Genomic DNA, 14603 nt, shown 5'->3' with positions numbered 1-14603 from the left:
GCAACGGCGCTGCCCGATAAAAAACCGGCGAAAGGTTGTTCAAAAATCCACCGCTCCCGGTATGATCGCGCGCCCTGATGCCTACGCCTGGTAAACACCGATGATGAAGCCCAACCTGATCGCCGCCGCCGAGATCGACCGTCTCGAGACCTGGGCCAAATATTCGGCGCCGATGTGCGGCTCCTGCGTGTCGAGCTGCTGCACGCTGCCGGTCGAGGTCAAGATCAAGGATCTGGTGCGCATCGGCGTGGTCGACGAGTTCGAGCTGGGCGAACCGCCGAAGAACATCGCCAAGCGTCTGCAGAAGGAAGGGCTGGTCGAGCGCTTCAACCAGAAGTCGGGGATCTTCACTCTCCAGCGCATGAGCAACAACGACTGCTATTACCTGGATCGTAAGAGCCGGCTGTGCACCATTTATGACAAGCGCCCGGACACCTGCCGCAACCACCCCAAGATCGGCCCGCGCCCGGGCTACTGCGCGTACAAGCCCAAGGAAGTGGAGCGCGAGCGGCAGTCGCGCAACATCGAGCGGTTCTGATTTCTGTAGCGACTGATCGGCCGCTATCGCCAGCAGGCTGGCTCCCACAGGATTTGCGGTGGCCTGCCATTTCCGCGAACACCGCCGAACCCTGTGGGAGCTGGCTTGCCAGCGATGGGGCCGACACAGACACCGCACAAATTGCGAACAAACAAAAACGCCCCCGGCCTTTCGACCGGGGGCGTTTTCGTTTCAGCTCAGGCTAGATGATCAAGCCTTGGCTTTCTTGGCAGCGCGGGTACGCTCGCCTTCGTCCAGGATCTTCTTGCGAAGACGGATGGACTTCGGCGTGACTTCGCACAGCTCGTCATCCTGGATGAACTCCAGGGCCTGTTCCAGGGTGAAGCGGACCGGCGGAACCAGGGCGATGGTTTCGTCCTTGCCCGAAGCACGCATGTTGTCGAGCTTCTTGCCCTTGGTAGGGTTGACGCCCAGGTCGTTGTCGCGGCTGTTCAGGCCGACGATCTGACCGTTGTAGATCTCCTGGCCGTGCTCGACGAACAGCTTGCCGCGCGCCTGCAGGGTTTCCAGGGAGTAGGTCAGCGCCTTGCCGGTCTCGACCGACACCAGAACGCCGTTCAGGCGGCCGGACATGTGGCCGGACTTCATGGTGTCGTAGCGGTCGAAGATCGAGGTCAGGATGCCTGCACCGTTGGTCAGGGTCAGGAACTGGTTACGGAAACCGATCAGACCGCGAGCCGGGATGTTGTACTCCAGGCGCACACGGCCCTTGCCGTCCGGCGCCATGTTGGTCAGGTCGCCCTTACGCAGGCCCATCTCTTCCATCACCTTGCCCTGGGATTCCTCAGGGATGTCGATGGTCACGTTCTCGAACGGCTCCTGCTTGGTGCCGTTGACTTCGCGGATGATCACTTCAGGACGGCCCACAGCCATCTCGAAGCCTTCGCGGCGCATGGTTTCGATCAGAACCGACAGGTGCAGCTCACCACGGCCGGAGACCTTGAACTTGTCGGCCGAGTCGCCTTCTTCAACGCGCAGGGCAACGTTGTACAGCAGCTCTTTGTCCAGACGCTCCTTGATGTTGCGGGAGGTCACGAACTTGCCTTCTTTACCGCAGAACGGCGAGTCGTTCACCTGGAAGGTCATGGAAACGGTCGGCTCGTCGACGGTCAGCGGCTTCATCGCTTCGACGTTGTTCATGTCGCACAGGGTGTCGGAGATGAACAGCTCGTCGAAACCGCTGATGCAGACGATGTCGCCGGCAGCGGCTTCTTCGACGTCAACGCGGTGCAGGCCGTGGTGACCCATCAGCTTCAGGATGCGGCCGTTGCGCTTCTTGCCTTCGGTGTCGATGGCGACGACCGGGGTGTTCGGCTTGACGCGGCCACGGGCGATGCGGCCCACGCCGATCACGCCCAGGAAGCTGTTGTAGTCCAGAGCGGAGATCTGCATCTGGAACGGACCGTCACGGTCAACGGCCGGAGCCGGAACGTTGTCGACGATCGACTGGTACAGCGGGGTCATGTCTTCGGCCATCTCGGTGTGGTCCAGACCGGCGATGCCGTTCAGGGCCGAGGCGTAGACGACTTTGAAGTCCAGCTGTTCGTCGGTGGCGCCGAGGTTGTCGAACAGGTCGAAGATCTGGTCCAGGACCCAGTCAGGACGCGCGCCCGGACGGTCGACCTTGTTGATCACGACGATCGGCTTCAGACCGGCTTCGAAGGCCTTCTTGGTCACGAAGCGGGTTTGCGGCATAGGGCCGTCCTGGGCGTCGACCAGCAGCAGCACGGAGTCGACCATGGACATCACGCGCTCTACTTCGCCGCCGAAGTCGGCGTGGCCCGGGGTGTCCACGATGTTGATGTGGTAGCCGTTCCAGTTGATGGCGGTGTTCTTCGCCAGAATGGTGATGCCGCGCTCTTTTTCCTGGTCGTTGGAGTCCATCACGCGCTCGTCGTTGAGCTCGTTGCGCTCCAGGGTGCCGGATTGGCGCAGCAGTTTGTCGACCAGGGTGGTTTTACCGTGGTCAACGTGGGCGATGATGGCGATGTTGCGTAGATTTTCGATCACGTGTGTATCTCGATCAGAGGATTCGGTGTGCTGACAAGTCATGGCAGCGATTGACAGTAGTGTCCGGCATGGCCGTTACAGCTTGACGGCGGTGTCGGGGGGCCGGTGACGCAGGCCACAGGCAAACAGCCCCGGGCACTTAGCTCGGTCGATAAACGCGCACATTGGCATGCCCCTCACTGAGCAGATGGTGGGCATGCAGGCGACTCATCACGCCTTTGTCGCAATACAGCAGGTACTGGCGGGTTGGGTCCAGTTCCTTGAAACGAGCGTTCACTGCGTAGAACGGCATCGTCTGTACCTCTACGCCGGGAAGCTCCAGCGGCTCGTCCTCGGCGGCATCCGGGTGACGGATGTCGAGGACGATCTGGCCGGCCAGCGCTTCGCCGACTTCTTCGATCTGCAAGTCCTGGCCCAATTCGTCGATCACTCGATCGATCGGCACCAGCCTGGCGTTCTCGAGCGCACGCTCGAGCACCGCCATGTCGAATTCTTTCTCTTCGTGCTCGACCCGGTAACGCTTGGCGGCGGTCTTCGGGTTGACCGAAATGACCCCGCAGTACTCCGGCATGTGCCGGGCGAAGTCGCCGGTGCCGATGGCGTCGGCCGTGTCGATGATGTCCTGCTTGTGGCTGGCGATCAGCGGACGCAGGATCAGTTTCTCGGTGACGCAGTCGATCACCGACAGGTTCGGCAGGGTCTGGCTCGACACCTGGGAGATCGCCTCGCCGGTGACCAGCGCGTCGATGTGCAGGCGGTCGGCGATGCTCGACGCGGCCCGCACCATCATGCGCTTGAGCACCACGCCCATGTGGCTGTCGTCGACCTTGCCGAGGATCTCGCCCAGCACTTCCTCGAACGGCACACTGACAAATAACACGCGTTGCGAGCTGCCGTACTTCTTCCAGATGAAATGCGCGACTTCCATCACGCCCAATTCGTGGGCACGGCCGCCCAGGTTGAAGAAGCAGAAGTGCCCCATCAGGCCGCGGCGCATGATCTGGTAGGCCGCCACGGTGGAGTCGAAGCCGCCGGACATCAGCACCAGGGTCTGCTCCAGGGCGCCGAGCGGGTAGCCGCCGATGCCGTTGTGCTGGCCGTGGATGACGAACAACCGTTGGTCGCGCACTTCGATGCGCACTTCGACTTCAGGCTTCTTCAGGTCGATCCCGGCGGCGCCGCACTGACGGCGCAGCTGGCTGCCGACGTACTTCTCGACGTCGATCGAGCTGAACGGGTGCTTGCCCGCGCGCTTGCAGCGCACCGAAAAGATCTTGCCGGCCAGCGCGTCGCCGTAGTGCTGCTTGCACTTCTCGACGATGTCGTCGAAGTCGCCCAGCGGGTACTCGTCGATCTGCAGGAAATGCGCGATGCCCGGCATGCAGCTCAGGCGCTCGCCCATCTCCTTCAGGGCCTTGGGATCGGTGACGCGGGTTTCCAGCTCGAGGTTGTCCCACACGCCGTTCACCACCACGGCCGGATCCAGATCGCGGAGCACGGCGCGGATGTTCTTGGCCAGCTGGCGGATGAAACGCATCCGGACAGGGCGGCTCTTGATGGTGATCTCGGGGAAGACTTTTACGATTAGTTTCATGAAAACTGCGCGCGCAACGCCAGCCTGAAAAAGTGGGGCGCGGATTATAGCGGAAATTGCTCAAGGTTTAACCAGTTAATGTGCAGAAGGTTTTGCGTGCACCAAAACGGGTCGTTTTCGGATTCCAACGCTACATTAGAGGGCGGGATTTTCGCCGTTTCGGCGCCCTGCACCTTTATAAGCGTGAATTTGGGGCAAAAAACCCATGCTGGGGCACTGGCATGCAATTTGCTCCCTTGTGAGGCAGGTTGCCTTGGCAGAGTATTCGCGCCGGCATCACCAATACAGAAGGGCATCCATTACCGCCCTAAGCCACCCGGAGGACACTATGTCGAAGTCGGTTCAACTCATCAAAGATCATGACGTCAAGTGGATTGATCTGCGCTTCACGGACACCAAAGGCACTCAGCACCACGTGACCATGCCGGCTCGCGATGCGCTGGAAGATGACTTCTTCGAAGTCGGCAAGATGTTCGACGGTTCCTCCATCGCTGGCTGGAAAGGCATCGAAGCCTCCGACATGATCCTGATGCCGGACGACGAAACCGCCGTCCTGGATCCGTTCACCGAAGAGCCGACCCTGATCCTGGTGTGCGACATCATCGAACCTTCGACCATGCAGGGCTACGACCGCGACCCGCGCGCCATCGCCCGCCGCGCCGAGGAATACCTGAAGTCCACCGGCATCGGCGACACCGTGTTCGCAGGTCCAGAGCCCGAGTTCTTCATCTTCGACGAAGTGAAGTTCAAGTCCGACATCTCCGGCTCGATGTTCAAGATCTACTCCGAGCAAGGCTCGTGGATGTCCGACCAGGACGTGGAAGGCGGCAACAAAGGCCACCGTCCAGGCATCAAGGGCGGCTACTTCCCGGTTCCGCCGTTCGACCACGACCACGAAATCCGCACCGCAATGTGCAACGCCCTGGAAGAAATGGGCCAGACCGTCGAAGTCCACCACCACGAAGTGGCGACCGCCGGCCAGAACGAAATCGGTGTCAAGTTCAACACCCTGGTGAAAAAAGCTGACGAAGTTCAGACCCTGAAATACGTCGTGCACAACGTTGCCGACGCCTACGGCCGCACCGCGACCTTCATGCCGAAGCCGCTGTACGGCGACAACGGCTCGGGCATGCACGTGCACATGTCCATCGCCAAAGACGGCAAGAACACCTTCGCCGGCGAAGGCTATGCCGGCCTGTCCGACACCGCCCTGTACTTCATCGGCGGCATCATCAAGCACGGTAAGGCCCTGAACGGCTTCACCAACCCGGCCACCAACTCCTACAAGCGTCTGGTGCCAGGCTTCGAAGCCCCGGTGATGCTGGCCTACTCGGCCCGCAACCGTTCCGCCTCGATCCGCATTCCTTACGTCAACAGCCCTCGCGGCCGTCGTATCGAAGCCCGTTTCCCGGATCCGGCCGCCAACCCGTACCTGGCCTTCGCAGCGCTGCTGATGGCTGGCCTCGACGGTATCCAGAACAAGATCCACCCAGGCGACGCCGCCGACAAGAACCTGTACGACCTGCCGCCTGAAGAGGCGAAAGAGATCCCGCAGGTGTGCGGCAGCCTGAAGGAAGCCCTGGAAGAGCTGGACAAGGGCCGCGCGTTCCTGACCAAGGGCGGCGTGTTCTCCGACGACTTCATCGACGCCTACATCGCGCTGAAGTCCGAAGAGGAAATCAAGGTCCGCACCTTCGTGCACCCACTGGAATATGAGCTGTACTACAGCTGCTGATCCGGTGGCGCCGCCCCGCGCGGCGCGACACAAGAGAGGCCTCCTTCGGGAGGCCTTTTTTGTTGCCCCGACGACACCCTCCAGCAGGCTCGCTCCCACAGGGAATTGCGCCAGGACATGTCCCGGATTGGGCCAACCGCCGCGACTGGCCTATGCTGCACCCCATCGCTTTCGAATCCGGTCGATGCCATGGGTCGTACCTTCCTTTGTCTCCTGCTGCTGATCGCCCTGCCCGCCGCCGCGCAGATCTACAAGTACACCGACACCAACGGCCACACGGTCTACAGCGACCATTCCCCGCAGGACGTGCCGTCGCAGCCGGTGGAGCTGCCGCCGCTCAACCAGGTCGGAGCCCAACCGCCCGCCGCACCGCCCGCGGATGCGGCCACGCGCGAACCCGCCCGCAGCGCGTATGAAACCCTGGAGCTGACCGGCCTGCCCAACGAAGAGGCCCTGCGCGCCAACAACGGCACCTTCACCGTCGGCGTGCTGATCAAGCCGCGCCTGAGGCCGCCGCACCAGTTGCGGCTGCTGCTCGATGACGAACCCTACGGCCAGCCCAGCAACCTGCCGACCCTGCAGTTGGTGAACGTGGATCGGGGCGAGCACCGCCTCGCGGTGCAGGTGATCGACGGCCAGTCGGTGATCCAGCAGAGCCCGCCGGTGACCTTCACCGTGCAGCGGGTGCACAAGCCATGATCCGCCCGCTGCTCGCCCTCTGCCTGACGCTGATCGCGTTCGGCGCATCGGCCGAGGTGTTCACCTACACCGATGCCCAGGGCAACCGCGTCTACACCGATCAGCCGCGGGGCAACGCCAAGCGGGTTCAATTGACCACCAGCAACCGCATGCCGGCCACATCCGTCGGCACCCCATCCAGCGGTCCGAAAAACCCGGCGCCGGAGCCGCCGGCGTTCCGCTACGACATGCTGCGGGTGCTGATCCCCGAACCGGACGCGACCATCCGCAGCAGCGCCGGCGAGCTGATCGTCAGCGTCACCAGCGAGCCCGGCCTGCAACCGGGCCACCGCTACCGCCTGCTGCTGGACGGCCAGGCCACCGGCGAACCCGGCCCCAGTCCGGTGTTCCCGCTGAGCGACATCGACCGCGGCAGCCACAACCTGTCGGTGGAAATCCTCGACGGCCAGGGACGCACCGTCGAGCGCACCGCCAACCAGCCGTTCCACATGCAGCGGATATCCCTGGCGCAGAAGCGCCAGGTCAAACCCTGCGCGAAGGACGACTACGGCGTGCGCCCCGAGTGCCCGCTCAAGGACAAGCCCCCCGAACCGAAAAACCCTTTCCTGCGGTTCTTCTAACGCCCTCGCGCATTGCGCACTATATTGGTGCAACAGTCTGCACCTTACTCACATTCCAACCCATTTTGGTTCGATTCTTCCCGTCAACGCGCAGGGAATGCCACGCAAGCGAGCGTCAAACGCCCGTTTCAGGCGTCGGACGCTTCTTTTCGGAGCCTTGGTTTGGTTTTTGCATTTTCCCCGCATCAGCGCTTTATCCCTGCGCGCGCCATGCTCCAAAAGAGGTCCTCATGACCATCAGTGACGCACTGCATCGCTTGTTGCTCGACAACCTGACCACCGCCACGCTGCTGCTCGACGACGAACTGCGCCTCGAGTACATGAACCCGGCGGCGGAGATGCTGCTGGCCACCAGCGGCCAGCGCAGCCATGGCCAGTTCATCAGCGAGCTGTTCACCGAGTCCACCGAGGCGCTCAACTCGCTGCGCCAGGCGGTGGAGCAGGCGCATCCGTTCACCAAGCGCGAAGCGATGCTCACCGCCCTCACCGGCCAGACCCTGACGGTGGACTACGCGGTGACGCCGATCCTGAGCAACGGCACGACCCTGCTGTTGCTGGAGGTCCATCCTCGCGACCGCCTGCTGCGGATCACCAAGGAAGAGGCCCAGCTGTCCAAGCAGGAAACCAGCAAGATGCTGGTGCGCGGCCTGGCCCACGAGATCAAGAACCCCCTCGGCGGCATCCGCGGCGCCGCCCAGTTGCTGGCCCGCGAACTGCCGGAAGACAGCCTGCGCGACTACACCAACGTGATCATCGAAGAGGCCGACCGCCTGCGCAATCTGGTGGACCGCATGCTCGGCTCCAACAAGCTGCCGTCGCTGGCGCTGTGCAACGTCCACGAAGTGCTGGAGCGGGTCAGCCAGCTGGTCGAGGCCGAAAGCCAGGGCTGCATCACGCTGGTGCGCGACTACGACCCGAGCATTCCCGACGTCCTGATCGACCGCGAACAGATGATCCAGGCCGTGCTGAACATCGTGCGCAACGCCATGCAGGCCATCGGCAGCCAGAACGAACTGCGCCTGGGCCGCATCACCCTGCGCACCCGCACCATGCGCCAGTTCACCATCGGCCACGTGCGCCACCGCCTGGTGACCAAGATCGAGATCATCGACAACGGCCCCGGCATCCCGGCGGAACTCCAGGAAACCCTTTTCTTTCCCATGGTCAGCGGCCGCCCGGACGGCACCGGGCTGGGCCTGGCCATCACCCAGAACATCATCAGCCAGCACCAGGGCCTGATCGAGTGCGACAGCCACCCCGGCCACACCACGTTCTCGATCTTTCTGCCACTGGAACAAGGAGCCACATCGACATGAGCCGTAGTGAAACCGTGTGGATCGTCGATGACGACCGTTCTATCCGCTGGGTCCTCGAAAAAGCCCTGCAACAGGAAGGCATGACCACCCAGAGCTTCGACAGCGCCGACGGCGTGATGAGCCGCCTGGCCCGCCAGCAGCCGGACGTGATCATTTCCGACATCCGCATGCCCGGCGCCAGCGGCCTGGACCTGCTGGCGCGGATCCGCGAGCAGCACCCGCGCCTGCCGGTCATCATCATGACCGCCCACTCGGACCTGGACAGCGCCGTCGCCTCCTATCAGGGCGGCGCGTTCGAATACCTGCCCAAGCCGTTCGACGTCGATGAAGCGGTGTCGCTGGTCAAGCGCGCCAACCAGCACGCCCAGGAGCAGCAAGGCCTGGAAGCGGCGCCGTCGCTGGCCCGCACCCCGGAGATCATCGGCGAAGCGCCGGCGATGCAGGAGGTGTTCCGCGCCATCGGCCGCCTGAGCCACTCCAACATCACCGTGCTGATCAACGGCGAATCCGGCACCGGCAAGGAGCTGGTGGCCCACGCGCTGCACCGCCACAGCCCGCGCGCGACCGCGCCGTTCATCGCCCTGAACATGGCGGCGATCCCCAAGGACCTGATGGAATCCGAACTGTTCGGCCACGAGAAAGGCGCGTTCACCGGCGCGGCCAACCTGCGCCGCGGGCGCTTCGAGCAGGCCGACGGCGGCACGCTGTTCCTCGACGAGATCGGTGACATGCCGGCCGACACCCAGACGCGCCTGCTGCGGGTGCTGGCCGACGGCGAGTTCTACCGCGTCGGCGGCCACGTGCCGGTCAAGGTCGACGTGCGGATCATCGCCGCGACCCACCAGAACCTGGAAACCCTGGTGCACGCCGGCAAGTTCCGCGAAGACCTGTTCCACCGCCTCAACGTGATCCGCATCCACATTCCGCGCCTGTCGGACCGTCGCGAAGACATCCCGACCCTGGCCCGGCACTTCCTCAGCCGCGCCGCGCAGGAACTGGCGGTGGAGCCGAAGCTGCTCAAGAACGAAACCGAGGAATACCTCAAGAACCTGCCGTGGCCGGGTAACGTGCGCCAACTGGAGAACACCTGCCGCTGGATCACCGTGATGGCCTCCGGACGCGAGGTGCACATCAGCGACTTGCCGCCGGAACTGCTGAGCCTGCCGCAGGACTCGGCGCCGGTGACCAACTGGGAGCAGGCCCTGCGCCAGTGGGCGGACCAGGCCCTGGCCCGGGGCCAGTCGAGCCTGCTCGACAGCGCCGTGCCGGCGTTCGAGCGGATCATGATCGAGACCGCGCTCAAGCACACCGCCGGCCGCCGCCGCGATGCCGCCGTCCTGCTGGGCTGGGGGCGCAACACCCTGACGCGCAAGATCAAGGAGCTGGGGATGAAGGTCGACGGCGGGGATGAAGACGAGGGGGATGAGGGCTGATCGAGCCTCACGATCTTCGCTGCACGATCAATCCAATCGCGGGCAGGCTCGCTCCCACAGGTGAAATGCATGCGCCTGTGGAGCGAGACTGCCCGCGATGCTTTTCAGCCCGGCGTGCACCGCAACGATGCACCCCGACCCGCAACCGCGCAGGGCCAGCCGCTTGCCTTTGCACCGGGCAACCTCCGGAATTCCATCCCCGAACACGCAAAAGCCCCGGATTCCGGGGCTTTCAGCTTCTGTCGCAATAATTTTGTTTCAAGAGAAGAAAACCTGGCACGCGCCCTGCAATAACCCTCTCAGGTGATTCGATTCACCCACCCGGTTTCGGGGACCTTGGTACAGGCAGGCCGGGGATTCCCCTCTTTAATCCGGATCCGCACCGCCCATGCGTCGGATCCTGCCGCTTTGGGGCCCTTGATACAGGCAGGTCAGGGGTTCCTTCTTTACGCCGGGCCCGTCGCCCTTGCGACCGGCCCGCCCCTTTCGGGAACCTTGGTACAGGCAGGCCGGGGATTCCCTCTTTTATTGCTCTCGCAAGTGGATCTCCAGCCGCCAGCGGTCATCGACCTCGCTGGCGGCCCAGTCGCCCTGCAGCGGCCGGGCCGCCACCAAGGTCAGCAGCAGGCCGCCGTCGCTCAGGCGCGTTCGCCAGTTCACGTCCTTGCCGTTGAGCTTGAGTTGCCCCTTCTGCGGTTTGCCCTCGGCGCCGAACAGCAGCGCCAGCGAACCATCGACGACTTCGCCGTGCAGTTTCGGCTCGTTGTTGAACCACACCACCAGACCGCCGTCGATCACGTCCACCTGCTGCAGCACGCTGGGGTCAGGCGTGGTCAGGCGACCGATCATCAGGCCGACCATCACGCCGAAGATCGCCAGCGACCCCATCACCCGCGGGAATAGTTTCGAACGCGGATCCGCTTGCGGCGTAGAATGCGCGTCATCTTTACCTTCGGAGCCGTGCATGTTTCACGTCATCCTTTTCCAACCGGAAATTCCGCCGAACACCGGCAACGTTATCAGGCTGTGCGCCAACAGCGGCTGCCACCTGCATCTGATCGAACCGCTGGGCTTCGAGATGGACGACAAGCGCCTGCGCCGCGCCGGTCTCGACTACCACGAGTATGCCACCCTGCAGCGCCATGCCGACCTGGCCAGTTGCCTGGAAAGCCTGGGCCAGCCCCGCCTGTTCGCATTCACCACCAAGGGATCGCAGCCGTTTCACGACGTGGCGTTCGCCCCGGGCGACGCGTTCCTGTTCGGCCCGGAAAGCCGGGGCCTGCCGCCGGAAGTGCTGGACGCGCTGCCCGCCGGCCATCGCCTGCGCCTGCCGATGCGCGAAGGCTGCCGCAGCCTGAACCTGTCCAACACCGTGGCGGTGGCCGTCTACGAAGCGTGGCGGCAGAACGGCTTCAACTGACACTGACGCCATCTCCAGCAGGCTGGCTCCCACAGGGGCTCGGCTGAACACAGCCTCTGTGTCCACCTCAAAACGATTGTGGGAGCGGGCTTGCCCGCGAATGCGCCGTGTCAGGCGACATCGATGTCCTCTGACAGACCGCGTTCGCAGGCAAGCCCGCTCCCACAGGGATGTTGCGTGACCGCTTACTGAACGGTCGGAGCCTCGCCGGCTTCCTGCATGCGCTGCACTTCCTGCGCGTACAGGGCGTCGAAGTTCACCGGAGCCAGCATCAGGGCCGGGAACGAACCGCGGGTCACCAGGCTGTCCAGGGCTTCGCGGGCGTACGGGAACAGGATGTTCGGGCAGAACGCGCCCAGGGTGTGGCTCATCGAACCCGCATCCAGGTTCTTGATCAGGAAGATGCCGGCCTGCTGCACTTCGGCGATGAACGCCACTTCCTCACCGTTCTTCACGGTCACCGACAGGGTCAGCACGACTTCGTAGAAGTCGCCTTCCAGGGCCTTCTGGCGGGTGTTCAGATCCAGCGCGACGCTCGGGTCCCACTGCTGGCGGAAGATCGCCGGGCTTTTCGGGGCCTCGAAGGACAGGTCGCGCACATAGATGCGCTGCAGGGAGAATTGCGGTGCGGTTTCTTCTTCGCTGGCTGCAGTGTTCTGTTGGTCAGTCATCTCAGATCCTTTCTGATCTCGGGTCTTTTAGGGTTCTTGTTTCGGCGAAGCGTGCAGCAGTTCAGGCCTTGAGCAGCGCGTCGAGCTTGCCGGCGCGCTCCAGGGCGTACAAATCGTCGCAACCGCCGACGTGCTTGCCGCCGATCCAGATCTGCGGCACGGACGTGCGCCCCGCCTTCTGGGCCATCTCGGCGCGCACCTGCGGTTTGCCATCCACCTTGATCTCATCGAAGGCCACGCCTTTGCTCGCCAGCAAATGCTTGGCCCGCGAGCAGTAGGGGCAGTAATCGCTGGAATAGACGACGACGTCGCTCATGTCACTTCACCAGCGGCAGGTTGTCGCCTTTCCAGCTGGAGATGCCGCCGGACAGCTTGGCGGCGGTGAAGCCGGCCTTCATCAGTTCGCGGGCGTGGGTGCCGGCGGTCTGGCCCAGGGCATCGACCAGGATGATGGTCTTGGCCTTGTGCTTCTCCAGCTCGCCGACGCGGGCGGCCAGCTTGTCCTGGGGGATGTTCACGGCACCGACGATGTGGCCGGCGGCGTATTCCTTGCTCGGACGGATATCCACCACCACGCCCGCTTCCTTGTTGACCAGCGCGGTCAGCTCGCCGGTGCTCAGGCTCTTGCCGCCGCCCTGCATCGTGTGGGCGATCAGCAATGCCAGCAGTACGACGAAGATACCGACAAGAATGTAGTGGTTAGTGGCAAATTCAATCAGGTGAGCAACCATCGAAGGAGGTTCCAGGGCATTAAAATGTCGGCCAGTATACACAGCCGGTATGGTGGGCCAAACCCCGTCCGGCGGTGACGCCGGCGGAACTTGGCTTTAAACTCCTACTCCCTTTTTCATCGCTTCCTCTAACTTTCGCCAGAGTGGATTCCATGACTACCACGCCCAAACCTTTGGTCCTGATGATTCTCGACGGCTTCGGTCACAGCGACAGCCCCGAGTCCAACGCCGTCTACGCGGCCAGGAAGCCTGTGCTGGATCGCCTGTGGGCCACGGTGCCGAACGGCTTGATCTCGGGCAGCGGCATGGACGTCGGCCTGCCGGACGGCCAGATGGGCAACTCCGAAGTCGGCCATATGAATCTGGGCGCCGGCCGCGTGGTGTACCAGGACTTCACCCGTGTGACCAAGGCGATCCGCGACGGCGAGTTCTTCGAGAACCCGGTCATCTGCGCCGCCGTGGACAAGGCCGTGGCCGCCGGCAAGGCCGTGCACTTCATGGGCCTGCTGTCCGACGGCGGCGTGCACAGCCATCAGGACCACCTGGTGGCGATGGCTGAGCTTGCCTTCAAGCGCGGCGCCGAAAAGATCTACCTGCACGCCTTCCTCGACGGCCGCGACACCCCGCCCAAGAGCGCCCAGTCGTCCATCGAACTGCTCGACGCGACCTTCCAGGCCCTCGGCAAGGGCCGCATCGCCAGCCTCGTCGGCCGCTACTACGCGATGGACCGCGACAACCGCTGGGATCGCGTGGCCGCCGCCTACAACCTGATCGTCGACGGCCAGGCCGAATTCCACGCCGCCACCGCCCAGGAAGGCCTGCAGGCCGCCTACGAGCGCGGCGAGAGCGACGAGTTCGTCAAGGCCACCACCATCGGCGAGCCGGTGAAGGTCGAGGACGGCGACGCTGTGGTGTTCATGAACTTCCGCGCCGACCGCGCCCGCGAGCTGTCCCGGGTGTTCGTCGAAGACGGCTTCAAGGAATTCGACCGCGCCCGCCAGCCGAAACTGGCCGGCTACGTGATGTTGACCCAATACGCCGCCAGCATCCCTGCGCCGTCGGCCTTCGCCCCCGGCAGCCTGGACAACGTGCTGGGCGACTACCTGGCGAAAAACGGCAAGACCCAACTGCGCATCGCCGAAACCGAGAAGTACGCCCACGTGACGTTCTTCTTCTCCGGCGGCCGCGAAGAGCCGTTCCCCGGCGAAGAACGCATCCTGATCCCGTCGCCGAAGGTCGCCACCTACGACCTGCAGCCTGAGATGAGCGCGCCGGAGGTCACCGACCGCATCGTCGAGGCCATCGAGCAGCAGCGCTACGACGTGATCGTGGTCAACTACGCCAACGGCGACATGGTCGGCCACAGCGGCGTGTTCGAGGCGGCGGTCAAGGCCGTGGAATGCCTGGACACCTGCGTCGGCCGCATCGTCGACGCCCTGGAGAAGGTCGGCGGCGAGGCGCTGATCACCGCCGACCACGGCAACGTCGAGCAGATGGCCGACGAATCCACCGGCCAGGCCCACACCGCCCACACCACCGAGCCGGTGCCGTTCATCTATGTCGGCAAGCGTGACCTCAAGGTGCGCGAAGGCGGCGTGCTGGCGGACGTGGCGCCGACCATGCTCAAGCTGCTGAACCTGGAGAAGCCGGCGGAAATGACCGGCACCTCGATCCTGGTCTGACCCCGGCCACGGAACACCGCAAGACCCTGTGGGAGCGCGCTGGCCCGCAATGGCGACCTGACAGCCAACAGCTATGTTGAATGATCGGACGCCATCGCGGGCCGGCCCGCTCCCACAGCCGTTCATGGAGTTT

At 63.8% G+C, this 14603-nt stretch carries 15 protein-coding genes; 9 read left to right on the top strand and 6 right to left on the bottom strand.

What is annotated here, in order from left to right:
• The first annotated feature begins 100 nt into the window (after nucleotides 1-100).
• Entirely contained in the window at nucleotides 101-538 is a 438-nt protein-coding gene (locus CAG41_RS15430; RefSeq protein ID WP_085581788.1) for a YkgJ family cysteine cluster protein, read from the top strand.
• Between the two features lie 210 nt (nucleotides 539-748).
• On the opposite strand, the gene typA is transcribed toward CAG41_RS15430, so the two are convergent.
• Nucleotides 749-2569, bottom strand: a complete 1821-nt coding sequence (gene typA / locus CAG41_RS15425; protein WP_085581790.1) for a translational GTPase TypA — start codon at nucleotides 2567-2569, stop codon at nucleotides 749-751.
• Between the two features lie 139 nt (nucleotides 2570-2708).
• Entirely contained in the window at nucleotides 2709-4163 is a 1455-nt protein-coding gene (gene thiI / locus CAG41_RS15420) for a tRNA uracil 4-sulfurtransferase ThiI (protein WP_085581792.1), read from the bottom strand.
• Between the two features lie 328 nt (nucleotides 4164-4491).
• On the opposite strand from thiI, the gene glnA reads away from it, so the two are divergent.
• From glnA to CAG41_RS28595, 6 genes are all read left to right on the top strand, one after another.
• Nucleotides 4492-5898, top strand: a complete 1407-nt coding sequence (gene glnA / locus CAG41_RS15410) for a glutamate--ammonia ligase (protein WP_085581796.1) — start codon at nucleotides 4492-4494, stop codon at nucleotides 5896-5898.
• Between the two features lie 189 nt (nucleotides 5899-6087).
• Nucleotides 6088-6597, top strand: a complete 510-nt coding sequence (locus CAG41_RS15405; RefSeq protein ID WP_085707169.1) for a DUF4124 domain-containing protein — start codon at nucleotides 6088-6090, stop codon at nucleotides 6595-6597.
• Entirely contained in the window at nucleotides 6594-7217 is a 624-nt protein-coding gene (locus tag CAG41_RS15400; protein WP_085631988.1) for a DUF4124 domain-containing protein, read from the top strand. Before CAG41_RS15405 ends, CAG41_RS15400 begins: the two co-directional genes overlap by 4 nt.
• A 230-nt stretch (nucleotides 7218-7447) precedes the next feature.
• Nucleotides 7448-8533: a nitrogen regulation protein NR(II) gene (gene glnL, locus CAG41_RS15395; protein WP_085581802.1), complete on the top strand. Its 1086-nt coding sequence runs from the start codon at nucleotides 7448-7450 to the stop codon at nucleotides 8531-8533.
• The gene (gene ntrC / locus CAG41_RS15390) at nucleotides 8530-9966 is read left to right on the top strand and encodes a nitrogen regulation protein NR(I) (protein ID WP_085581804.1); all 1437 of its coding nucleotides are present in this window, start codon (nucleotides 8530-8532) and stop codon (nucleotides 9964-9966) included. Before glnL ends, ntrC begins: the two co-directional genes overlap by 4 nt.
• A 69-nt stretch (nucleotides 9967-10035) precedes the next feature.
• A complete protein-coding gene (locus CAG41_RS28595) occupies nucleotides 10036-10260 on the top strand; it encodes a hypothetical protein (protein ID WP_170930286.1) in 225 nt (74 codons plus the stop codon).
• Nucleotides 10261-10491: 231 nt separating this feature from the next.
• On the opposite strand, the gene CAG41_RS15380 is transcribed toward CAG41_RS28595, so the two are convergent.
• Complete coding sequence (locus CAG41_RS15380; RefSeq protein WP_085581805.1) at nucleotides 10492-10932, bottom strand: hypothetical protein; 441 nt, start codon at nucleotides 10930-10932, stop codon at nucleotides 10492-10494.
• Here CAG41_RS15380 and CAG41_RS15375 point away from each other — a divergent pair.
• Complete coding sequence (locus tag CAG41_RS15375) at nucleotides 10931-11386, top strand: tRNA (cytidine(34)-2'-O)-methyltransferase (RefSeq protein ID WP_085581807.1); 456 nt, start codon at nucleotides 10931-10933, stop codon at nucleotides 11384-11386. The genes CAG41_RS15380 and CAG41_RS15375 overlap by 2 nt on opposite strands.
• A 185-nt stretch (nucleotides 11387-11571) precedes the next feature.
• Here CAG41_RS15375 and secB read toward each other — a convergent pair whose 3' ends face one another.
• From secB to CAG41_RS15360, 3 genes are all read right to left on the bottom strand, one after another.
• Entirely contained in the window at nucleotides 11572-12057 is a 486-nt protein-coding gene (gene secB / locus CAG41_RS15370) for a protein-export chaperone SecB (RefSeq protein WP_085581809.1), read from the bottom strand.
• A 61-nt stretch (nucleotides 12058-12118) separates the two neighbouring features.
• Nucleotides 12119-12373 carry a glutaredoxin 3 gene (gene grxC / locus CAG41_RS15365; protein ID WP_085581811.1) on the bottom strand — a complete coding sequence of 85 codons (255 nt, stop codon included), beginning with the start codon at nucleotides 12371-12373 and terminating at the stop codon, nucleotides 12119-12121.
• A gap of 1 nt (nucleotide 12374) precedes the next feature.
• Nucleotides 12375-12788 carry a rhodanese-like domain-containing protein gene (locus CAG41_RS15360; protein WP_085631986.1) on the bottom strand — a complete coding sequence of 138 codons (414 nt, stop codon included), beginning with the start codon at nucleotides 12786-12788 and terminating at the stop codon, nucleotides 12375-12377.
• Between the two features lie 152 nt (nucleotides 12789-12940).
• Between CAG41_RS15360 and gpmI the strand changes: the two genes are divergently transcribed.
• A complete protein-coding gene (gpmI, locus tag CAG41_RS15355) occupies nucleotides 12941-14470 on the top strand; it encodes a 2,3-bisphosphoglycerate-independent phosphoglycerate mutase (RefSeq protein ID WP_085581815.1) in 1530 nt (509 codons plus the stop codon).
• The last annotated feature ends 133 nt before the right edge of the window (nucleotides 14471-14603 follow it).

This window comes from Pseudomonas sp. B35(2017), from assembly GCF_002113645.1.
In the GTDB taxonomy this organism is placed as follows: domain Bacteria; phylum Pseudomonadota; class Gammaproteobacteria; order Pseudomonadales; family Pseudomonadaceae; genus Aquipseudomonas; species Aquipseudomonas ekonensis.
The sequence above is the reverse complement of the archived record's forward strand: the minus strand, read 5'-3'. Positions and strand labels throughout refer to the sequence as shown.